Annotated in this window: 15 protein-coding genes; 4 read left to right on the plus strand and 11 right to left on the minus strand. The window is 58.1% G+C overall.

Annotated elements, in window-relative coordinates; translation table 11 throughout:
• Positions 1-39 precede the first annotated feature (39 nt).
• The 4 genes from ORG26_RS01995 to ORG26_RS02010 form a co-directional block, all read right to left on the minus strand.
• Positions 40-1,905 (minus strand): autotransporter outer membrane beta-barrel domain-containing protein, encoded by a 1,866-nt coding sequence (locus ORG26_RS01995; protein ID WP_266366850.1) that lies wholly within the window; start codon positions 1,903-1,905, stop codon positions 40-42.
• Positions 1,906-2,087: 182 nt separating this feature from the next.
• Positions 2,088-2,807: a membrane or secreted protein gene (locus ORG26_RS02000; RefSeq protein ID WP_266366851.1), complete on the minus strand. Its 720-nt coding sequence runs from the start codon at positions 2,805-2,807 to the stop codon at positions 2,088-2,090.
• Positions 2,804-4,993, minus strand: a complete 2,190-nt coding sequence (locus tag ORG26_RS02005) for a xanthine dehydrogenase family protein molybdopterin-binding subunit (protein ID WP_266366852.1) — start codon at positions 4,991-4,993, stop codon at positions 2,804-2,806. Before ORG26_RS02005 ends, ORG26_RS02000 begins: the two co-directional genes overlap by 4 nt.
• A 121-nt stretch (positions 4,994-5,114) precedes the next feature.
• Entirely contained in the window at positions 5,115-5,600 is a 486-nt protein-coding gene (locus tag ORG26_RS02010; RefSeq protein ID WP_323134335.1) for a (2Fe-2S)-binding protein, read from the minus strand.
• A gap of 89 nt (positions 5,601-5,689) precedes the next feature.
• Between ORG26_RS02010 and ORG26_RS02015 the strand changes: the two genes are divergently transcribed.
• Positions 5,690-5,983, plus strand: coding sequence for a GNAT family N-acetyltransferase (locus ORG26_RS02015; protein ID WP_266366853.1), 294 nt, complete (start codon positions 5,690-5,692; stop codon positions 5,981-5,983).
• On the opposite strand, the gene ORG26_RS02020 is transcribed toward ORG26_RS02015, so the two are convergent.
• Positions 5,980-7,101 carry an NAD(P)/FAD-dependent oxidoreductase gene (locus tag ORG26_RS02020; protein ID WP_266366854.1) on the minus strand — a complete coding sequence of 374 codons (1,122 nt, stop codon included), beginning with the start codon at positions 7,099-7,101 and terminating at the stop codon, positions 5,980-5,982. The two genes, ORG26_RS02015 and ORG26_RS02020, sit on opposite strands and share 4 nt — an antisense overlap.
• 135 nt (positions 7,102-7,236) lie before the next feature.
• Positions 7,237-8,133 (minus strand): sterol desaturase family protein, encoded by an 897-nt coding sequence (locus tag ORG26_RS02025; RefSeq protein ID WP_266366855.1) that lies wholly within the window; start codon positions 8,131-8,133, stop codon positions 7,237-7,239.
• Positions 8,134-8,207: 74 nt separating this feature from the next.
• Between ORG26_RS02025 and ORG26_RS02030 the strand changes: the two genes are divergently transcribed.
• From ORG26_RS02030 to ORG26_RS02040, 3 genes are all read left to right on the plus strand, one after another.
• On the plus strand, positions 8,208-9,218 hold the full coding sequence (locus tag ORG26_RS02030; protein ID WP_266366856.1) for a threonine aldolase family protein: 1,011 nt from the start codon (positions 8,208-8,210) through the stop codon (positions 9,216-9,218).
• Between the two features lie 94 nt (positions 9,219-9,312).
• On the plus strand, positions 9,313-10,899 hold the full coding sequence (locus tag ORG26_RS02035) for a GNAT family N-acetyltransferase (protein ID WP_266366857.1): 1,587 nt from the start codon (positions 9,313-9,315) through the stop codon (positions 10,897-10,899).
• Between the two features lie 172 nt (positions 10,900-11,071).
• Positions 11,072-11,479 carry a RidA family protein gene (locus ORG26_RS02040; protein WP_266366858.1) on the plus strand — a complete coding sequence of 136 codons (408 nt, stop codon included), beginning with the start codon at positions 11,072-11,074 and terminating at the stop codon, positions 11,477-11,479.
• 6 nt (positions 11,480-11,485) lie between these two features.
• Here the strand turns inward: ORG26_RS02040 and ORG26_RS02045 are convergent, their stop codons facing one another.
• The 5 genes from ORG26_RS02045 to ORG26_RS02065 form a co-directional block, all read right to left on the minus strand.
• A complete protein-coding gene (locus ORG26_RS02045; protein WP_323134337.1) occupies positions 11,486-12,895 on the minus strand; it encodes a mandelate racemase/muconate lactonizing enzyme family protein in 1,410 nt (469 codons plus the stop codon).
• Positions 12,896-13,024: 129 nt separating this feature from the next.
• Complete coding sequence (locus ORG26_RS02050; RefSeq protein WP_266366859.1) at positions 13,025-13,870, minus strand: glycerophosphodiester phosphodiesterase family protein; 846 nt, start codon at positions 13,868-13,870, stop codon at positions 13,025-13,027.
• 102 nt (positions 13,871-13,972) lie between these two features.
• Positions 13,973-16,303 (minus strand): fused MFS/spermidine synthase, encoded by a 2,331-nt coding sequence (locus tag ORG26_RS02055; RefSeq protein ID WP_266366860.1) that lies wholly within the window; start codon positions 16,301-16,303, stop codon positions 13,973-13,975.
• Positions 16,304-16,459: 156 nt separating this feature from the next.
• On the minus strand, positions 16,460-19,390 hold the full coding sequence (locus ORG26_RS02060; RefSeq protein ID WP_266366861.1) for a leucine--tRNA ligase: 2,931 nt from the start codon (positions 19,388-19,390) through the stop codon (positions 16,460-16,462).
• 159 nt (positions 19,391-19,549) lie between these two features.
• Entirely contained in the window at positions 19,550-21,070 is a 1,521-nt protein-coding gene (locus ORG26_RS02065; protein WP_266366862.1) for a PQQ-dependent sugar dehydrogenase, read from the minus strand.
• Between the last annotated feature and the right edge of the window lie 6 nt (positions 21,071-21,076).

Genomic DNA, 21,076 nt, shown 5'->3' on the forward strand with positions numbered 1-21,076 from the left:
CTGTTGCGGGCCATCCGGCTTTTAAGTATCCAGTCGTTATCAGTTCTTTTTCTTCCCCGCTTTGCCGGTGGCTACCGGTCTGGGAGTCGGCTTGCTGGCCTGCATCGTCACGGGCGTGGTTGGCTTCAGACGACGAATCTGGAACATATCCCCTATCCGAACCACTTCCACGTCGTACGACATCAGCTGCCGGGCCGGGCGATCACCGCAGGCCAGTTGTTCAACCACGTACCGTCCTTCGTAGGTCGTCGGACGAATGTCCGAAATTTGTTCGTACCGCTTGCCGCGCACCCGAACGCGTCGGCTGCCCATGCTGGCCAACTTCTGCAGATAGGGCTCAAACTTCGTGTCAAACCCATCGGGAAGCTGCAGCGAACCATCCTCCGAAACCTTCTGCGTCGGTTCGCCATCGGCAATGGCCAGTGAACTGAAATAGTACCGGTTGCGGGCGAGCGTATCGAAGTCGCTCTCGTCGCATTTGCAGACAAGAACCTTGTCCTTCCAGCGGGCCTGGTAGTTGATCCGGGTAGGTGTAAACGTAAATCGCACTTCGCAGGTCGGGCAGGGCTTGGGCTCTTCCTTGATCGAGAAGCTGCCAACCTGTACGCTGCAGATGCGCCAGCCGCAGGCCGTTTTCTGCTGATGTTCGACGGTCACATAGTAATAACCGGGCTGACTCAGCTGGGCACTGTTCAGCGGAAGGCTCAGCTCCGTGGTGTTCAGCAGACCGGGCAGTTCACGGGGCTCCGTATCAGCATCCGACCGGTAGTAAAGGCGGACCGTATACTGCTCATTGGCGCCGGAAGCGGACGATTTCCAGGAAAGCTGCGGCTTGAAACTATCGGTCAGCTGACTCGTCATCAGCGTCCGGCCGTTGATGGACTGCGTTCCGTCGGTCAGCGACAGGCTCAGGCTACCGGCGCAGGTGTTACAATCCGCGGATATACTGCGCGGCACCAGCTTCTTCTCCGTGAACGATTTACGCACTGCCAGCGCGGCGTTAAAACCACCATGCTGCCGGTCGTAATCCATCAGGACATCCTGCTGGCCGTTAATGATGAAGTAGTTCTGACGGGTCAGCCAGCCCTGGGCCTGAACGCCCCAGTGCCAGTTGTTCCGCAGCGGAAAAAAGGCACCCAGGGAAAAGTTTACCCCGGGGCGATAGTGCCGCGAACCCGGAGAAACCAACCGGATCAGGCGATCTGTTCCGTCGGCATAAGCACCCACCAGGGCCGCATCCGTCCGGTAAACGCCGCCGCGAAGCGCCGCTTCCAGATACGGTACGCAGACAGGCCCAGAAGCCCGTTTTAAATCATAGGTCAGAACGGGACCGAGCGTGAGGTAAAAATCTTCGGAAGGCCGGTTTTTCAGTTTTATCTGACTTTCCGGAATGCCCATCTGGCGGCCCATATCTACCAGAAAATCCTTGTAGCTGTTTCGGGTAAAGAAGTTCTGATACCCGAACGTCCCGCCCAGTCCAAACCGCAGCCGATTCTTTTGCGGAAAAAAGTAGTCAAGACCTGTAGACAGGTGAATCCCGGCGCCGTTGTACAAGGTGTTGTCCCGCTGGTTGGGACCGAATGTCCCTTCCCACGAACCGCAGTAGGCAAAATTGGGTCCGGCGTTGAAAGCCAGTCGCCACGGGGACATTCCCCGCTTCAGTATAAAGGTCTGCAAGGTGGTGTCGCAATCCTGCAACTCTTTGACATCCGGTGCCAGTTGCCTGAACGCCGAACGGCTGAGCGGAGTCAGCGTGGCGGCATCCGTTTTGCGCCAAATCTGTTCAGTCGGTTCGCAGCGATTGGCGTTGGCGACTGAATCCGGTTTGGTTTGAGCGAAGAGGGAATGGGATAGAGCCAGAGCAATGGAAGCAGAAACCGCCAGTCTTGGAGGTAAGAAGTGCATAGAACGGTAGGTTACGTTACAAATGGGTTTCGGCTACTTAGACGCACCGTACCCAAAAAAGTAACCTCCTGTTGCAAAAAACGGGATTTTTCCCGGCGGGCCTCTCAGAACGTAGTCCCCACAAACGGGAGAGCGAACCCGCCTTTCGACGGATTCGCTCTCCCGTTCGCTCCGGCACCGGCTTACTTCTCCCGGCTCCAGACTTCGCTCACCGGCCCCCCGGTCGAGCTTTGCCCCCGGTGGTGCCAATCGTTGCCCTTGATCTCACAGTCAAAGGTGAGGGACTTGCCTACCCGGCTGTTGTCGCGGCTGAAAAATTCGATGGTTTCGGTGTATTTCCCGTCTTTGAGCGTGTACGTTCCTCCGCCCGTACCGGAAAACTGTTTCGTCTGCGGGTTGATGGCGGCCCACTGAAAACGCGTTCCGGACAGGATTTTGAGCGTTTTGCGGGCTCCGCGCTGCATGGCCGAAATCTGCCCGTCGTTGCCGGCCCGGCCCGTAATCCGCCAGAGTCCGGCCAGCGGGGCGTTCGCCGCCTGGTCGATTCGCTCGTAGGTTTCCGATTCGCCGTCAGCGCTGATGACCAGTTGTTTATCCGTCAAAGAAGCAATGGAAAAAGTCCGGCTTTGCCCGACGTTCGTACTGTCCTGCGTATCGAACTCAATCGTGATGGTCAATTGCTTGCCATCGGTCTGGTAGGTTCCGCCGGTACTTCCCAGGAAACGGTTGTTTTCGTAATACGTCCCCATCAGGTAGCCGTCCGAAAGAACATACACCACGTTGGGGCCACCGGAGCCCACCTGACGCCAGGCACCGGCCATGCTGCTTGCTTCCGGACGGAATGCGAGGAAAAGACCTCCCGCCAGCAACAGCGTAAAACAGAGAAGGATTGCTTTTTTCATGCGGTCAGATTGGTTATGTCAAACGGCAATTTTCGGATGCGAACGCCCGCCGCGGCAAAAATAGCGTTGCAGAGCGCCGGGGCAATCGGTGGCAGACCCGGTTCGCCCACGCCACCCGGTGCTTCCTCGTTTTCGACCAGATGAATGTCTGCTTTCGGCATTTCGTGGAAGCGCAGCACCTGATAATCATGAAAATTGGTCTGGTTGGCGCGGCCGTCGGAGAAGGTCACCGGGCTTTTGATCGCGGCGGTCAGGCCGTAGACAATGTTACCTTCGGTCTGTGCCCGCACGTTGTCGGGGTTGACGTACATGCCACAGTCGAGCACGGACACGACGCGGTCGATTTTAACGCCACTGCCCTGTTTGGTCACAAAAAAGGCGTGGGCACACGTACTCCCGAACGAACGGGCAATAGCCACTCCTTTACCCTGACCCGGCTTCAGCGGAGCGTCCCAGCCGGACTTTTCGCGCAGCTGCGTCAACACGTTCCGGAAGCGGCCGGCTACTTCGCCCTCCGCATTTTGGAGTAAGTCCAGCCGGAATTGCAGCGGGTCTTTCCCGGCCGCATGGGCCAGTTCGTCGATAAAGCTTTCGTGTCCAAAGCTGCTGTTGGACGGGTAAACCGAGCGCCACCAGACAATCGGAATGTCGGTTTCTACCGTCCGCCAGCCCATCATGGCGTTCGGAATCTGGTACGGACTTTCGTGCGGCGTGATGGCTTCGGCGGCCCAGTCGTCGGCCTTTTCTCCCAGCGGAGCCTTGAAGACCTGCCGCTGGATGGATTCGCCGATGAGCTTATGTTCAAAGGCGACCAGATTACCACCGGCATCGACGGCGCCGCGCATGGCGCTCAGCATGGCCGGGCGGAATGGCCCCTGCGTGACATCGTCTTCCCGGGTCCAGACCACTTTGACCGGCGCTTTCATCTGCTGGGACAGATAAACCGCTTCGAGCACGAAGTCCAGGTACGCCTTTCGGCCGAAAGCTCCGCCGAGGAACGGCACGTTGACTTTTACCTTCTCCGGCGCAATTTTCAGGTAGGCCGATACGCTCTGAATGGCTCCGTCCGGTCCCTGCACGGGTGCCCAGATTTCGCAGCTTCCGTCTTCTTTCACGTGGGCGATGGCGACCTCCGGTTCCATCGGCGCGTGGGCCAGGAACGGCGTTTCGTACTGCGCCTCCAGCTTTTTGGGAGCGGCTTCAAAAGCGGCGGCCACATCCCCGGCCGTATGGTAAGGCGCGGCGGGCTTCTTGGCGGCTTCTTTCAGACGGGCCGTGTACCGCCCCGAATCCATCGTCTGCTCGTAATTGCCGTTATCCCACTTCACCTGAAGAGCGCGGCGTCCCTGCAGGGCCGCCCAGTAGTTGGTGGCAATCACCGCCACGGCTTCCGACGTCCGGTGGGGCATCGGGCGTTCGGCTTTCAGAACGGCCTTTACGCCGGGAATCTTTTTCGCCGCGGCATCATTGATCGACACGATTTTGCCGTGAATGGCCGGGCTGTGTTCGATGCTGGCATACAGCATGCCCGGCACGCTTACATCCATCCCGAAAACGGCCTTCCCGGTTACTTTGGACGGCACATCCGGGCGGGGCAGCGGCTTGCCGAGCAATTTGAAATCCTTTTTGGACTTCAGCGTAATTTTTTGCGGAACCGTCAGTTTCGAGGCGTCGTCGGCCAGTTCGCCGTACCCCAGACTTTTGCCGGAAGGCCGGTGTTTAATGGTTCCGGCTTCGGCGTAGCATTCGTCCACGGGCACGTTCCAGCGGGTGGCGGCCGTCTGTCGGAACATTTCGCGGGCGGCGGCTCCGGCTTCGCGGAGGCGTTTCCAGCCCGTCCGGACCGTGCTGCTGCCGCCCGAAAGCTGGTCGCCGTATTTGCGCAGCCCGTCGGACTGCCGGATTTTGATCTGATCGAGCGACACTTCGAGTTCTTCGGCAATCATCATCGGGACGGCCTGCCATGAGCCCTGGCCCATGTCCGGCCGGTGGTTGATAAGGGTAATGCTGCCCGTGTTTTCGATGACGATGAACGGGTGGAGTTCGAAGGACAGCACGGCATTGGGTTCGGTCAGGTTGACCAGTTGTGCGCTGCCGTTGGCGCGGGCCGAGAAGCCCAGCAGCAGGCCGGTCCCGGTCAGGCCAGCGGCGCGGAGGAAATCGCGGCGGTTTATAGAGGTGGTCATGTGATGGCGATTTTTATTGATTACGAATTAATAATTACGAGTTACGTGATTTGGCATGTTGAGCTAATAATTCGTAAGCGAAACGTCACCCCGGTCGTAATTCGTAATTTTTAATTGGCAGTTACTTCCCCGCGCTCGCCACTTCCTGGTTCAGCTCAGCGGCCCGGTGGATGGCTTTGCGGATGCGGCCGTAGGTTCCGCAGCGGCAGATGTGTCCCTGCATGGCGGCGTCAATATCAGTATCTGTCGGCTTGGGTTTACTTTTAAGCAGAGCGGCGGCGGCCATGATCTGGCCCGACTGGCAGTAGCCGCACTGTGGGACTTGCTCTTCAATCCAGGCCTGCTGCACCGGATGCAGCGCTTTCTCGGTGCCGAGCCCTTCGATGGTGGTGATTTTTTTCCCGGCCACTGACGATACCGGCGTAATGCAGGAACGGGTCGGCTGTCCGTTCAGGTGGACCGTGCAGGCGCCGCACTGGGCCATGCCACAGCCAAACTTCGTTCCGGTCAGGCCAACGACGTCGCGGATGGCCCAGAGCAAAGGCATTTGCGGGTCGGCCTCAAACGTATGTTTTTTGCCATTAATTGTGAGGGAAAACGTTGCCATAAACAATTTTTGTTGCAGATTGTAAAGTTTAGTAAAATCGGGAGAGAACCCAAACCGCTTGTCACAATATGACGACTGATAACACTACCATGACGCTTAATCAGGCCAAAAACCGGTTTGAACTGCTGACGGACGGAAAACTGTCCATTGTCGAATTCATTCAGCATGGCCCCCAGACGCTGGCTCTGACGCATACCGAAGTTCATCCCGATCTCGAAGGCCAGGGCATTGGCTCCCGGCTGGTTAAAAGCGTGCTGGAATACCTCGAACAGCATAATCTGAAGATGCTGCCTTATTGTCCTTTTGTGGAAGCGTACGTCCGCCGTCACCCGGAATGGAACCGGCTCCTGTCGGATGACTACTACCCGAGCGAGGAATTTTAAGTCCTCAGCAACAGGTCCGCTCCCTCCTCGCCCGTCAGGCTGCCGAGGGCAACACCCATTCCCTGCATCTTGACGGCGCAGACCACGTTCGGCACAACGGCCTGCACAATGGGCCTTTGCTGCCGCCCGAAACCCATAATGCCGCTCCACCGGGCTTCCACGGCATAAGCCTGATGGGGTAAAATGACCGTCTGCAATAGCGTTTCCAGTCGTTGCTGGATGCCGTCCGTCAGGCCGAATTCGGTGGTCGCCTCCCCGGTATAATCCAGGTTGCGGGCACCGCCCAGCAGCACCCGCCCGTCGATGTTGCGGAAATACACATACCCTTTGTCATAATGAAACGTGCCGCGCAGGCGCAAACCGGGGATCGGCGCCGTCACCAGCACCTGCCCGCGAGCGGGCGTCACGTCGAGTTCGGGCAACAGTTGGCGGGCAAACCCATTGGTCGCCACCAGGACTTTCCGGACGTGCACCCGCCCGGCCGGCATCTGTAACCCGACGCCGTTTTCCTCGATTTTCAGCCCGTCAATAGGCGCGCCATTGAAAATCCGAATGCCCAGCGCTGCGGCCCGGTCGAGCAGGGCGGCCATCATCCGGCCCGTATGCACCTGCCCTTCGTACGCGTTGAAGATGAGGTGACTGACCCGTTCAAAACCAAATTCCGCGATCCGTTCATCAGCGCGGCGATAGACTTCCGGCCCGATCAGGGAATGCAGGCGGCGATTGAAGCAGCCCATCTGATCGGCGCACCGCTCGAAGAACGGCTGGTCGTCAAACAGTTCGTAGCCTCCCAGCGATTCAAACTGCAGGGCCCGGTCACCGACGTTCTGCCGCAGGCGCTGCAAACCCGCGTACCGTTTTTCGATCAGGGCAAACACCTCGTCCTCCGACCCGTTCTCCAGATCCATCAGCAGTTCCGAAATACTGCCAAAGCAGGCAAAACCGGCATTTCTGGTACTCGCTCCGCTGGGCAGCATCCCGCGCTCAAAAACGGCAATGTTCAGCGACGGCTCTCTTTCTTTGAGCGAAATGGCGGCGGACAGGCCCACGATTCCGCTGCCGATAACGGCCACATCAATGCCGGAAAGAAACGTCTGTTGTTCCCAATAACTGAACATGAAGTCTGAATTAAGTCGCGGGGTTTCTCGCAGATTTACGGGGATTTTAAACGCAGATTGTCACAGAAAAAATCTGCGTAAATCTGCGTTTAAAATCCGCGTTAATCTGCGGAAACTAACGAGAAACACTCTTTTTTAAACCACTTTTTCCGGCGCCTGGGCGGATTGCGCCGCTCTCTCCTGCCGAAGCTGCCGGGTGGTTTTCCGGCGTCCGTCATGGCTCCAGCCCGGAGGCCCGAACAGATACCCGAGTGCATGCCGGACCGACCCGGCGCGGGCCACGTCCCGGACCATGTCCGTCCATTCGTGGAAGGCAATCCGGACGGGGTTGTAGGTGGTAAGATTGGTCGTCAGCCCGTAGACCGGCCGCTCCTTTTCTTCCTCAAACGTCCCGAACATCCGGTCCCAGATGATGAGGATACCCGCGTGGTTTTTGTCGAGGTACTCCAGATTGGTGGCGTGGTGAACCCGGTGGTGCGAAGGTGTATTGAAGATAAATTCAATCGGTTTGGGGAATTTGTAAATAAACTCCGTGTGAATCCAGAACTGGTACAGCAGACTGATGGCCTGCATGCTCATCACGGCCGCCGGATGGAAGCCCAGCAGCGGCAACCAGATCCAGAACAGAAACGAACCGCTGAGGGTCCCGGTCCAGGTTTGCCGCAGGGCCGTTCCCAGATTGTATTTCTGCGAGGAATGGTGCACCACGTGCGACGCCCAGAAATACCGGCTGCCGTGGCTGATGCGGTGAAACCAGTAATAGCTGAAATCGTCGGCAAAAAACAGCAGCACCCAGGCCCACCAGGTGGTCATATCGACCGTAAAAAGCCGAAACTCGTAAACAAGCGAATAGGCTCCGAACACCAGCACCTTCCCGACCAGTCCGATAATCACGTTGCCGATGCCCATCGACAGGCTGCTGACGGTATCTTTGGTCTCGTAATATTCTTTCTGCTGAACAGCCGTAGCGATAATTTCGGCCGTCAGCAGGATGACAAAGGCGGGAATGGCGTAGTGAATGAGGTCTTTCATATTTTTTCGATGCAAAGTGCAACATACAAATTTAATTTTCTGCCCGAACTTTGCACAAAGAATTTCCGAATCGAATGATTATTGACCTCCGCAGCGACACGATCACCAAACCCACGCCCGCCATGCGGGAAGCCATGTTCAGCGCCGAAGTCGGCGACGATGTTTTTGGCGACGACCCGTCGGTGAATGCCCTTGAAGAAAAAGCAGCCCGCATGTTCGGCATGGAGGCGGCCCTGTTCTGCGCCTCCGGCACGATGACCAACCAGCTCGCGATCCGGACGCACTGCCGCCCCGGCGACGATGTGATCTGCGACGTGCTTTCCCACATCTATTTGTACGAAGGCGGCGGGATTGCCGTCAACGCGCTGGCCTCGGTGAGCCTGCCGCAGGGCGAACGGGGTAAGCTCACGCCCGAACTGGTGCGCGCGCACATCCAGCCAGACGACATTCACAAGCCGGCTACCCGCCTGGTTTCGCTCGAAAACACGATCAACAAAGGCGGCGGCTGTTACTACACGATTCCGGAGATTGCGGCCATCCGCCAGGTCTGCGACGAACACGGCCTGAAGCTGCACCTCGACGGGGCCCGACTTTTCAACGCGCTGGTCGAAACGGGCGAAAGTCCGGAATCCTACGGCAATCTGTTCGATTCGATTTCGATCTGTCTGTCCAAGGGGCTGGGCTGCCCCGTTGGCTCACTGCTGCTCGGCAGCCGGGACTTCATCAAACAGGCGCGGCGTTTCCGCAAGCTCATGGGCGGCGGCTGGCGGCAGGCGGGCTTTCTGGCAGCGGCAGGTTCGTACGCCCTTGACCATCACGTCAACCGCCTGAAACTGGACCATGCCCGGGCCCGGAAAATTGGTCAGATGCTGGAAAAACTGCCCGAAGTGGAAGAAATTTTTCCCATCGAAACAAACATCGTTATCTTCCGTCTTCCCGAAACCATCCTGGCCGCCGATTATGTTAACCAATTGGACCAGAAGGGAATTAAAGCCGTTACCTTCGGCAAACACCTCGTGCGTTTTGTGACGCACCTGGACTTTACAGACGAGATGCTGGAACAATTAGAACTACGGTTCCGCTGATTAATGGATTTCCTGTGATAAGCCTGGCTAAATCAGACGGGCGAAGCTTATCATAGCTAATCCATTAATCAGCGTCATCCCGGTTCAGAACCATATGCGAATACACACCAGAAATTTGAAAAAGTCCGACTACGACGACCTCAAAGAGGCCATGATCGAGTCGTATAGCGGCATTGGCGGGGATTATTGGGAAAAAAACCTGATTGATAAACTGCTGCGCCTGTTCCCCGAAGGCCAGTTCTGCGTCGAGGTCGATGACAAGGTCGTGGCCTGCGCGCTGGCGATCCGGGTCAAGTATTCCGACTTCGGCGACTCGCACACGTACTACGAAATTACGGGCGGCTACACGTTTGATACCCACAACCCCAAGGGCGACTGGCTGTACGGGCTGGAACTGTTCGTCCACCCGGATTACCGCTCCCTTCGGCTGGGCCGACGCCTCTACGATGCCCGGAAGGAGCTGTGCGAGCAGCTGAACCTGAAAGGCATTCTGGCCGGCGGACGCATTCCGAAATACCAGCAGTACGCCGACAAGCTGACGCCCCGGGAGTACATTCAGCAGGTAAAGCAGAAGGAAATCTACGACCCGACGCTGACGTTCCAGCTGTCGAACGATTTTCACGTCAAGAAAGTCCTGCGGGGTTATCTGCCGGGCGATACCGAGTCGAAGGAATTTGCCACGCTGCTGGAATGGAACAACATTTATTACGCCGACGAAAAAAAGAAAAAGCCGCATACCGACCAGATCATCCGGCTGGGTGTGGTGCAATGGCAGATGCGCCATTTTCCGGACTTGAAGGCGTTTTACGACCAGATTGAGTTTTTCGTGGACGTGGTCAGCGACTACAAAGCGGACTTTCTCGTCCTGCCGGAATTCTTTAATACGCCCCTGATGGCGCAGTTCAACACACTGCCCGAACCACAGGCCATTCGGAAGCTGGCCGAGTACACGACCGACGTTCGGGACAAACTGACCGAATTCGCCATCTCGTACAACGTGAACATCGTCGGTGGCTCCATGCCGCTGGTCGAAGAGGGCAAGCTTTACAACGTGGCCTATTTATGCCGCCGCGACGGGACGTTCGAGGAATACCGGAAAATTCACATTACGCCCAACGAGGTCCGGCACTACGGCATGGTGGGCGGCCACGAAATCCGGGCGTTCGATACCGACTGCGGGAAGGTCGGTCTGCTGATCTGCTACGACGTGGAGTTCCCCGAACTGGGCCGGATTCTGGCCCAGCAGGGCGCGCAGATCGTTTTTGTGCCTTTCCTGACCGATACGCAGAACGGCTATTACCGAGTTCGGAACTGCGCCCAGGCCCGGGCCATCGAAAACGAGTGCTACATTGCCATCTCGGGCTGCGTGGGCAACCTGCCCAACGTCCCGAACATGGACATCAACTTTGCCCAGTCGGCCGTGTTTACGCCTTCGGATTTTCAGTTTCCCAACAACGCCATCAAGGCCGAGGCCACGCCGAATACCGAGATGGTGATGATTGCCGACGTGGACCTGTCGCATCTGAAGGAACTGCACGAATTCGGCTCGGTGCAGAACCTGAAAGACCGGCGGACGGACCTCTACGAAGTGTCGGTGAAGAAGGTTTCCCGCAAAAACGGCAAAAAAGCCTCGCCGGACAACGATCCGGAGGTGATGCCGTCGGTCGTGGTGGTCTCCTGACCGGGGTCTAATCCGGTAAAAATCGCCGTTCCTGCTTCCGGGAACGGCGATTTTCTTTTTATCCCCTTTTTCTACCGGTTCATTAATCCTTTTGCCCGACTCAGCTTCTAAGCGTTGTAATTCTTCCGATTACGTGACAACTTTCTTCTGTTAAACAACAACGCTAATGAACATGAAGACGGTAATTCCAACGTACGTACGCCCCGCTTCCACCGACCCGTGGAGCTATGGCCAGTCCATTCCGGCCTCTATGCCCGCCACGGGTCGCCGGGCGCGGACCCTGACCGTTTCCGGTTTTAACACCGCCGACGACCGGCCGCTGTTCCCCGTTGACCTGCCCGGCCAGTTGCGCCAGGCGGCCCGTAATCTCCGGCTTCTGCTGAATCATGGCGGCTTTGCGTCCGATGACGTGGTCCGCATGACCCTGTACACAACCCACCCGGAAGCCCTCACGGTGGTCTACAGCACGTGGGCAAAGTGGCTGAACAAACTGGGGATTAGCCCGGTCTGCGCCCTTGTCCCCGTTTCCCGGCTGTCACACCCGGAGATGCTCGTGGAAGTGGAAGTGTCGCTGATGTGACAGCACTCAGGTCCGGTCGGAGGTGACCAGCGCCTGATAATGTCCCGATGGTTCAAAGATGCCGCCGCTTTCGGCGTAAAAGTCTGCGTCCGTCTGGTAAACGCCCTTGACGGTCTTCGTCCAGCGGGCTCCGGCCCGGGGGTGATACGACAGCATGGTGTTCCAGTTTTTGTAATACTGATGCCCGTTGGTTTCCTGCAGCCCAAGCGACATGCCCGGAAACGGGGCCAGCCGCGCGGCAACGGCCTTGTTCCAGTCCTGTAAAATCGGATTTACGGTCAGGTCGGCGCAGAAGCAGGGAATGTTCTTTTCCGACGCCAGCTGCGCAATTTTCATGGTCATGCTCAGCGTTTTGGCGATGGCTTTCAGGGCAATGGCCCCGTAGCCCTGTTCGATGCGGCGGGCCGCGTCTTCTACGGTATGCGCACTTTCGTCGGCGGCAATCCGTACGCCGACATCCCCGACATAGACTTCATTCTCCTCCGCAAACGGTTCTTCCACCACGGCAATCTGCTCCAGCGCGCCGATTTTGCGGGCATGGTCCAGAAACCGCAGCAGCGTCTCTTTCTTCTCGTAGCGGCCGTTGGCGTCGAAGTAATACGGAATTTTGCCGGACTTCGTGTGCGGCGTTTCGTAATGGCCGATGGCTTTGTGGAGCGCCGTCAGGAAGGCGATGTCCTTTTCCAGCATTTCGGCCTGCGTTCCGGCCGAGCCGGTTTTCAGCTTCATGATAAAATACCCTTCGTCCGCAGCCTGTTTGATCCGCTCGACCGGCGTTCCCACGCTGAACGACGGGATGCTCGCCACTTTGTCGTGGCGGTGCGACAGGCCTTTCCGGTACGTTTCGGGCACCATCGCGTCGAAGGTTTTCAGCCCGTTGCGGTGCGCGTAGAGCAGCCAGGCCGCATTGTCGACCGGCACCAGCGCGTTGAGGGCGAAGGTTTTGCGCAGGTTCGGGTTGCCCGTGACCGTTTTTCCGTACGCCAGCACGTCCGGAAACAGGTCGTCCAGCAGCTGGACCGGATTGGTAAACGACCGGCCTTTCAGCAGTTGCAGGGCCCGTTCGCTCAGGGCGTACATCAGCGCATTTCCCCCGCTTTCGGAATGCTGTTCGAACACTTTTGCATCCGACCAGAGGATGTTCTGCGTCCCCAGCCCCACTTTCCCCGTGCCGGATTCGTCTTCGAGGTAAGCGACCGTCTGCCAGGCTTCCGTAATGGCGCTGCCTTTGAAGCGGTACGGATTCAGCGGTTCGCGTTCAAAATTGGAGGCTACTTTTTGGACGGTAATTCGGGCCGGGGCAGCCACCGGCAGCGGCACGGACGACGCGGCCCCGGTCGCGGCCATCAGGGCACCCAGACTGCCGACGAAATTCCGGCGGGTCATGGGCAGGTTATCAGCAGGCAGATGCTTCATGCGGAGGGACGGTAAGGAGCAGGAAAAGGTACGGTTAGAAAAGCGCCTCCCCCGCGAAAACTCCTCATAACCACCCAAAAGCCCGGACCGCATGGCCCGGGCGGGTCAGTCCGCCGTTCGTTTAACCCGTTATCGCGTTGCCTTGTAGGCTTCCAGCGGCCGGTCGGTGGAAAGGATGTCGGCTCCGTTTTTGACAAATTCCTTATAAACCTGGTCGCCTTTGGCGATGGCCTGTTTGTCGAGGTTGCCGAGCGTACCCAGAATGCACGGAATGCCTTTTCTGCGGAGAAACTGGTACAGCTCCCGGTCGGCCTCGCGGACGCCGATGAAGGCCAGCATGCGGTTGTCCGGAATACCGAGTTCCCGCAGCCGGTCGTAATCGGCTCGGTTGCGGACGTTAACCGAAATCATCAGTTCCGGGTCCAGCTTGTGGATTTTGGCGGCGTCCGTCGAGTTGTAGGTAATCACGGCGGCATAATCCTTCGCGCCCGTTTTCCGGATGGCCTCGACCACTTTTTCAAACGGCACGCTCCGCTTCACGTCCAGCGTGAACGTCGCTTTGCCTTTGCCCCAGCGCAGCACGTCTTCGAGCGTCGGGATTTTATAGCTGGTCAGTTTGCCTTCGTTGTCCTCCAGTTTCAGCGTCTGGCAATACGCCCAGGTCACGTCGCTCAAGGCGCCCTGGCCCGTGGTGGTGCGTTCCAGCGTGTTGTCGTGCATCATCATCAGCACGCTGTCTTTGGTGAGCGAAATGTCGCACTCGATCGTTACGGGCATGCGTTTGGCGAGGTACTCGAACGACTCGATGCAGTTTTCGGGATAGCCCGTGATGTCGCCGCCGCCGCGGTGGGCACTGATGAGGGCTTTGCCGGGGGCGGGTTTAAAGTACTCGTAAAGGCCGTTTTTGGGAACGCTGACGAACGTTTTGGGGGCACAACCCGCCAGCAGCAGAAAGGCGATGAAGTATTTTTTCATGGAATGATCAACCGCACCGGACGCCCGGTGCAAAAACACAAAGGTAAGCCCAAAGGCCCGGATTCTGGGTACCAAATTATTGTTTCTGGGTCAGCTCAGCCGTTAAAAAGGCATCCGGAGATAGCCGCGGTACCGCCGGTAAGCCGACTTCCACTCTTCCGGCAGACTGTATTCATCGCGCGGGTACAGGTCGGTGTTCACCTCTCCGGCGACCTGATTGCCGGGCGCGAGCACCGTCAGCTTTCCTTCGTACGGAGCCACCAGCCCGGTCATGTCGATGCCGCTGCGCCCAAAGTGGGCTTTGGTAAACGGATGATTCAGGCGCTCCCGGACCGCCTGCCAGTCAATCCGGATGGGCTGATTGCTGCCGATAAGCATAAAACCTTCGGCATACGCCACGTAGGGAAACGCCTTGCAAAAGGTGGTCAGCACCCGGGGCGTGGGGCACCAGCTGACGGCCATACCGCCCGGTTTCAGGCGTTCTTTGAGCAGCTGGAAATATTCGAGCGAATAAATGTTTCCGGAAAAAGCCGAGTTCGGCCGCAGCGCATCGGCCTCGATGACATCGTAGCGGTCGGGCATGGTCCGCAGCTGGTAACGTCCGTCGTGCAGCACCAGCCGGAGCCGCCGGTCGTCGAGCACGCGGGCGATGGCCGTGTCCCCGGCCTGGGCGGCGTACTCCGACAGCACATCGGGCTGGTTGCTCATGATTTCGAAGCAGACAATCTCCCGCGTTTCGGGCCGGGCGGCGATGCCGTTCAGCGTCCCGGACGAACCGAGGCCAATCACCGCCACTTTCTGAGGGTTCGGGTGAATCAGCACCGGAAGTCCGCCGAGCAGGGTGTGGATGGCATCGCGGTGGTAAGGCATAATGCTTTGCCCGAGCCCGTTGGCGAAGACAACCCCGATGCGGGTGTTCTCTTCGGGGAATAACTTGATGATGGACAGCCCGGACTGGTTTTCGTCGTACAGAAACCGATCGTCCTCCGGAATGCCGTTCAGTTGGCGCCAGAGGCGGAAATTGCCCGGCAGGATCATCACCGCCAGCAACAGCAGCGTCGTCAGACCCAGTGTGCCGAACAGGCTGAGGTACTTCCGCGAAAACAGCAGCAGGCAGTAGATAAATCCAAATGCCGCGATGCCCTTCAGCAGCATGGCCGTTCCGAACACCGGGAAGCCTACCCAGGTGACCCACCAGGCTCCCAGCGCCGAGCCGACGATGTTGATGAACTGCAGCCAGCCGACCTTCCGCCCGACTTCTTCGTATTTATCCTGAATCAGCGACTGGGAAACGGAAAAACTCAGGCCCATCAGAAACGTCGGGACGAAGAGCAGAAACATCGGAATCAGCACGTAGGTGGGAAAGCCGTAGGTCAGGCTGAGGTTGGGTTCGTAACTGGCGAAATAGTCCCACAGGTACCGGAGACTGTCCATGCGGCTGATGGCATTGACGAAAATGCCGACCGAAAGCCCGGTATACAGGTACAGGCCCAGTTGCGCCAGCAGAAAAATCCGTTCCCGACCTGCCGCCGAACGGCCCCGGGTCAGCCAGGAACCGACCGCCGTGCCGAGGGCCATCGAACCCAGGTAGATCGCCAGCAGGATGGAGAACGTCAGCGAGACGGATTTGATGAGCGTCTCCAGAATCCGGAACCAGATCAGTTCCAGCGAAAGCGCCGCAAAGCCCGAAAGCGCGTACTGCACCGACCAGGCCGTCAGGGTTGGCGTAAAGGACAGCGGCTCGGTACGGGCACCGGCGACTTTCTCCGTTGCGGACCCCGTAAAACGGCGCAGCCAAAGACCCAGCGCGAGCGCCCCGACCGCGCAAAGCCCGTTGAACACCATGCCCACCCACAAGGCCCGTTCGTAGCCCATCGCCCGCACCAGCACCACGCCCGTCGCCAGCGCCCCGAAGGCCGCGCCCAGCGTGTTGACGAAATACAACAGACTGATGTACCGCGACTGCTCGCCCATGTCGCCCAGCCGAAATGCCCGCGACAATACCGGCAGCGATACGCCCATCAAAAACGTGGGCACCAGCAGGACGCCGAACACCAGCGCGTACAGCAGCAGGATGTTTTCGCCCGCCGCGGGTCCCGATTCGTAGAGCCAGTCGTAAAGGAGTCTTTTACTGAACGCCGCAAAAAGCAGAATACCCAGTTCGGCCACCACGAAGTAAAGCAGATTGGTCGCCGGGCGGCTGCGGTCGGCCAGCCTCCCGCCCACCAGATAGCCAATGCCGAGTCCGGACATGAACGCCGTCACGATCAGACTGATGCTAACGGTATCAGAGCCCGTATAAAAGACCAGCATGCGCTGCCAGATTACCTGATACAGAAGGGCGGCAAATCCGGAAAGAAAGAAGAGTCCAAGCAGGACGGCGAGGGTGAGGCGAACGACAAGACGGGATGGAAGAAGAGCAGTCGGCAGCATGAATGTTTAGGTAATTCCCACCAAAATAAGTGCCCCGCCGGTTATAATCAACTGGCGGGGCGCTTTTGTGGCCCGGAATGTTATTCCGGGAATCCCTTCTCAATCTTCCAGACGGCACGGAATAGACAGTGCCCGGAATATCATTTCGGGTTACGGTTAGACCACCACGTTCACGATTTTCTTCGGCACGACGATGATCTTTTTGGGCGATTTGCCTTCCAGCCATTTCTGCACGATTTCATTGGCGAGAACTTCCTTTTCGATTTCGGAAGCGGCGCGGTCGGCGGCGATGGTCAGCGTGACGCGGACTTTGCCGTTGATCTGCACCGGATATTCGATGGAATCTTCCACCAGATACTTCGGCTCGAAGGTCGGGAAGCCCGCTTCGGTCAGCGAGCCGGCCGGGTTGCCCAGTTTCTCCCACAGTTCTTCGCAGATGTGCGGGGCGTAGGGTGCCAGAATCCGGACCATATCGCTCAGAATGGCTTTTTTGCTGCATTTCAGCGTGCTCAGTTCGTTGACGGCAATCATAAACGAGCTGACCGAGGTGTTGAACGACAGGGTTTCCATGTCTTCCTCCACCTTTTTGATGGCCTTGTGCAGCACCTTCAGTTCGGCGGGGGTTGGAGCCTCGTCGGTGACGAGCCACTGCGCCGGGCGGGTTTCGGTGCCTTCGGTGTAGAACAGGCGCCAGAATTTCTTCAGGAAGCGGTAGACGCCGTCGATGCCGTTGGTATTCCACGGTTTGGCGTCGGTCAGCGGGCCGAGGAACATTTCGTACAGCCGCAGGGTGTCGGCGCCGTAGCGTTCGACAATGTCGTCAGGGTTGACTACGTTGAATTTAGATTTTGACATCTTTTCAACAACTGGCGCCAGTTCAATTCTGTCATCTTGAAGAGAAGTACCTTCCGTCACGAAATAGGATTCCGTGAAGCTTTTCGAAATTACATGATCTTCAAACTTGGGGTACTTTCGAATCAATTCTTTCAGAGAATCTTCTTTAAGCCAGTATTTACCCTCTTCAAAAGTGACAAACTCAACAGGAATATGAGTCGAAATCATTCGATGCTCGATATTCAAAAGACTCTGCCGAGAATTAGCCGTTCGGGTTGTTAGATTATACGGAATTAAGTAGTAATTAACTTCCTCATCAGGTTGCAAATGAGCTTCAGTAGCAACAGTTGCCATCATACTCAAGCCCTGAATCATGCCCTGATTCACCAGTTTCTTGAACGGCTCCTCTTCGGGCACATAGCCCCGGTCTTTCAGGAATTTGTTCCAGAAACGGCTGTAGAGCAGGTGGCCCGTCGCGTGTTCGGAGCCGCCCACGTACAGGTCCACGTCGCGCCAGTAGTCGATGGCGGCTTTGTCGGCAAAGGCCCCGTTGTTCTGCGGGTCCATGTAGCGGTACCAGTACCAGGACGAGCCCGCCCAGCCGGGCATGGTACTCAGTTCGTATTCGTACTCACCCTGGTACTTCCAGCCTTCGGCGCGGCCCAGCGGGGGTTCGCCCGTTTCGGTCGGCAGGTATTTGTCCACGGCGGGCAGCTCCAGCGGCAGGCTGCTTTCCTCAATTAAATACGGAAGCGGCTGGCCCGCCGAATTATTTTTGAAATACACCGGAACCGGTTCACCCCAGTAGCGCTGGCGGCTGAAGACCGCGTCGCGCATCCGGTAGTTGATCTTGGCCCGGCCGATGCCATTTTCTTCCAGAAACTTGATCAGAACGGGCATGGCTTCGGCGTAGGTCAGGCCGTTGATCATGCCGGAATTGATGTAGCGACCTTCCTTCGTCGCATCGGCCCCGGTTTCGATGTCTTTCTGGGCGTCCAGAATGGGTACGATGGGCAGGTCGAAATGTTTGGCAAAGGTCCAGTCACGCTGGTCGCCGGACGGAACGGCCATGACCGCACCCGTACCGTAGCCCGCCAGTACGTAATCCGCCAGCCAGATGGGGACTTTCTCGCCGTTGAAGGGGTTCAGGCAGTAGCTGCCCGTGAAGACGCCCGAGACTGTTTTGGCATCGGCCATGCGGTCACGCTCCGACCGCAGTTTGGCGGCGGCCACGTACGCTTCCACAGCTTCTTTCTGCTCCGGCGTCGTCAGGCCCTCCACCAGCGGATGCTCGGGAGCCAGCACCATGAAGGTAACCCCGAAAATCGTATCGACACGCGTTGTAAAAACCTCAACGACCTGGTCCGGGCTAGTCTCCAGCGCAAACTTTACGCTCGCCCCGGTCGATTTACCAATCCAGTTGCGTTGCTGTTCCTTCAGCGATTCCGACCAGTCGAGGGTGTCGAGACCCTGCAGCAGGCGGTCGGCGTAGGCCGTAATGCGCATCATCCACTGCCGCATTTTTTTCTGCTCGACGGGGAAACCGCCGCGCTCCGAAACGCCGTCCTTTACTTCGTCGTTGGCCAGTACCGTTCCCAGCGCCGCGCACCAGTTCACGACTGCATCGGCCACGTAGGTCAGGCGGTATTTCAGTGAGATTTCGTATTTCTTTTCTTCGGAGAAGGCGTTCCACTCGTCAGCGGAGAACGAAAGTACGTCGTCGTCCGAGACGGCATTGACTCCTTCCGTCCCGTGGGCGGCCAATTTTTCGTACAGCGTTTCAATCGGCTCGGCCTTGTCGGTTTCCCTGTTGTACCACGAACGGAACAGCTCCATGAAAATCCACTGTGTCCATTTGTAGAAACCGGGGTCCGACGTGCGGACTTCGCGGCTCCAGTCGTAGCTGAACCCGATGTTTTTCAGCTGTTCGATGTAGCGGGTGATGTTCTGCTCGGTCGTGATGGCCGGGTGCTGCCCGGTCTGGATGGCGTACTGCTCGGCGGGGAGTCCGAACGAGTCGAAGCCCATCGGGTGCAGCACGTTGAAGCCTTTCTGGCGCTTGTACCGGCTGTAGATGTCCGACGCGATGTAGCCCAGCGGGTGTCCCACGTGCAGGCCCGCCCCGGACGGGTACGGAAACATGTCGAGCACGTAGTATTTGGGCTTGGTGGTGTCGTTGGAGGTGCGGTAGGTCTGGGCTTCTTCCCAGAAGTTTCGCCAGCGGGTTTCAATCTCTCTGTGGTTGTATTCCATATGCTGTAGAACGGACGGGGCCGCCCGAGCGGCGCGGCTCCGTTCAATTTTTGAACACGAAACGGTATCTCGGTAACGAATTGAGATGGGTTAAAAACGGACGGGGCAGCGCCGCTCGGGCGGCCCCGTCCGTTCTATAGGGTGCAAAATTAGGACTAATTACGGATTCGTCCGCCCTTCCGCCGTTTGATTGTCCTTTTTCAGCCGGTTGAGGGTGTAAAACACCAGTCGGCTGTTCAGCTTCTGCCCGGTTCGGGCGCGCAGGTCGCCCAGCACCAGTTCGTGAATGTACCCCGGTTTGAGTTCGGCCAGGGTCAGCGAAACGGTTCTGCCGTCGGCGGAGAGCTGGGCCGAGCGCACGGGTACCGGCTGCACGTCGAACTGCTTGGAGCCGTACGCCTCGTGGTATTCGTAGTAGTACCGTTTGAAGGCAAAATTCTGCAGTTCCTGCACCGCCGAGGCTTCCAGCGGGTGCGTAAACGTCAGGTCGAAGCCGGTCGTGGTCAGTTTCATATCCGCCACCTCCATCGGGACGCCGCCTTTCCACCGGATGCGCTGGATGCCCTGGTTGCCCACCCAGCCGCGGTCGGTCTGGCCCACCCACAAGCTTCCGTCCGGCGCAAAAGCCAGGCGGTTGTTGCCCCGGGCGAGGCCCGTTCCGGCCAGAAACGGCACGCAGGCGCCCTGCATCTGCCCGCCCACCGTTTCGGGCATGAGCCGGATGAGGTACGGATGGTCCATTTCGCCGATCAGCATTTTTCCAGCAAAAGGCCCAAATTTTCCGCCGGTATTATCCAGCAGCGGCTGCGTCGGCGAGTTGGCGAGACGGCTGTGCGGAAAGGCGATGCTTTCCACCGTCCGCATACTATCCAGCGTTTTGACCGGCAGTTTCAGCGGGTCGATGTCGGGGAAACCTTCCTTCCAGACCAGACTCGAAGGCTGGCCGTAGAATTTCCCTTCCTGCACGTGGTAGAGCTTGCTGGTGCCGAGCCAGTCGCCCTGGTTGTCGGCCACCCACAGATTGCCCTGGGCGTCGAAGCCAAGGCTGTTGGGCGACCGGAAGCCCAGCGCGTACGGAATTGCTTTCCCGTCTTTGGTCAGTTTCATCACCCAGCCCCGGTACGGAACCGTCGAATACATGCGGCCGTTGCGCCCCAGCGGTTCAAACTTACCCCGGACTTCCGGGAAGATGCCCGCCCCGTTGGAAGCCAGATTGAGGCTGATAAAAATGTTGCCCTGCCTGTCGCGCACCGGGCCAAAGGCAAATTCGTGGTAATTGCCCGACAGGCCGAAGTCGTCATACGCCACCTGGTATTCATCCGCCACACCGTCGGCATTGGTATCTTTCAGGCGGGTCAGCTCCGGGCGCTGCATGACCAGAATTTCGGTCGGGCTGATGGCCAGGATACCCAGCGGATCGTGCAGCCCTTCGGCGAACAGCTTCCAGACTTTGGTTTTGGGATTGTAAAACATCACCTCGCCGCGCCGGAAACAGGCCACCATCCGCCCGTCGGGCAGGAAATCGATGGCGCCCACCTCACCCCGGAGGCCCTTCGGCAGCGTGATGGTTTCGACTTCGTAATAATCCGTAATCGTGTCGGCGGGGAACGACGCGGCCGTCGCCTGACTTGCTACCAATCCCCAGAAGACAGCTACCGCGCAAGCAATCAATTTTTTCATAGTGAA

It is taken from the genome of Tellurirhabdus rosea, from assembly GCF_026278345.1.
Lineage (GTDB): Bacteria > Bacteroidota > Bacteroidia > Cytophagales > Spirosomataceae > Tellurirhabdus > Tellurirhabdus rosea.

Coding starts and splice junctions, on each gene's coding strand:
- ORG26_RS01995 (WP_266366850.1), bottom strand. CDS start 1,905: ATGCACTTCTTACCTCCAAGACTGGCGGTTTCTGCTTCCATTGCTCTG.
- ORG26_RS02000 (WP_266366851.1), bottom strand. CDS start 2,807: ATGAAAAAAGCAATCCTTCTCTGTTTTACGCTGTTGCTGGCGGGAGGT.
- ORG26_RS02005 (WP_266366852.1), bottom strand. CDS start 4,993: ATGACCACCTCTATAAACCGCCGCGATTTCCTCCGCGCCGCTGGCCTG.
- ORG26_RS02010 (WP_323134335.1), bottom strand. CDS start 5,600: ATGGCAACGTTTTCCCTCACAATTAATGGCAAAAAACATACGTTTGAG.
- ORG26_RS02015 (WP_266366853.1), top strand. CDS start 5,690: ATGACGCTTAATCAGGCCAAAAACCGGTTTGAACTGCTGACGGACGGA.
- ORG26_RS02020 (WP_266366854.1), bottom strand. CDS start 7,101: ATGTTCAGTTATTGGGAACAACAGACGTTTCTTTCCGGCATTGATGTG.
- ORG26_RS02025 (WP_266366855.1), bottom strand. CDS start 8,133: ATGAAAGACCTCATTCACTACGCCATTCCCGCCTTTGTCATCCTGCTG.
- ORG26_RS02030 (WP_266366856.1), top strand. CDS start 8,208: ATGATTATTGACCTCCGCAGCGACACGATCACCAAACCCACGCCCGCC.
- ORG26_RS02035 (WP_266366857.1), top strand. CDS start 9,313: ATGCGAATACACACCAGAAATTTGAAAAAGTCCGACTACGACGACCTC.
- ORG26_RS02040 (WP_266366858.1), top strand. CDS start 11,072: ATGAAGACGGTAATTCCAACGTACGTACGCCCCGCTTCCACCGACCCG.
- ORG26_RS02045 (WP_323134337.1), bottom strand. CDS start 12,895: ATGAAGCATCTGCCTGCTGATAACCTGCCCATGACCCGCCGGAATTTC.
- ORG26_RS02050 (WP_266366859.1), bottom strand. CDS start 13,870: ATGAAAAAATACTTCATCGCCTTTCTGCTGCTGGCGGGTTGTGCCCCC.
- ORG26_RS02055 (WP_266366860.1), bottom strand. CDS start 16,303: ATGCTGCCGACTGCTCTTCTTCCATCCCGTCTTGTCGTTCGCCTCACC.
- ORG26_RS02060 (WP_266366861.1), bottom strand. CDS start 19,390: ATGGAATACAACCACAGAGAGATTGAAACCCGCTGGCGAAACTTCTGG.
- ORG26_RS02065 (WP_266366862.1), bottom strand. CDS start 21,070: ATGAAAAAATTGATTGCTTGCGCGGTAGCTGTCTTCTGGGGATTGGTA.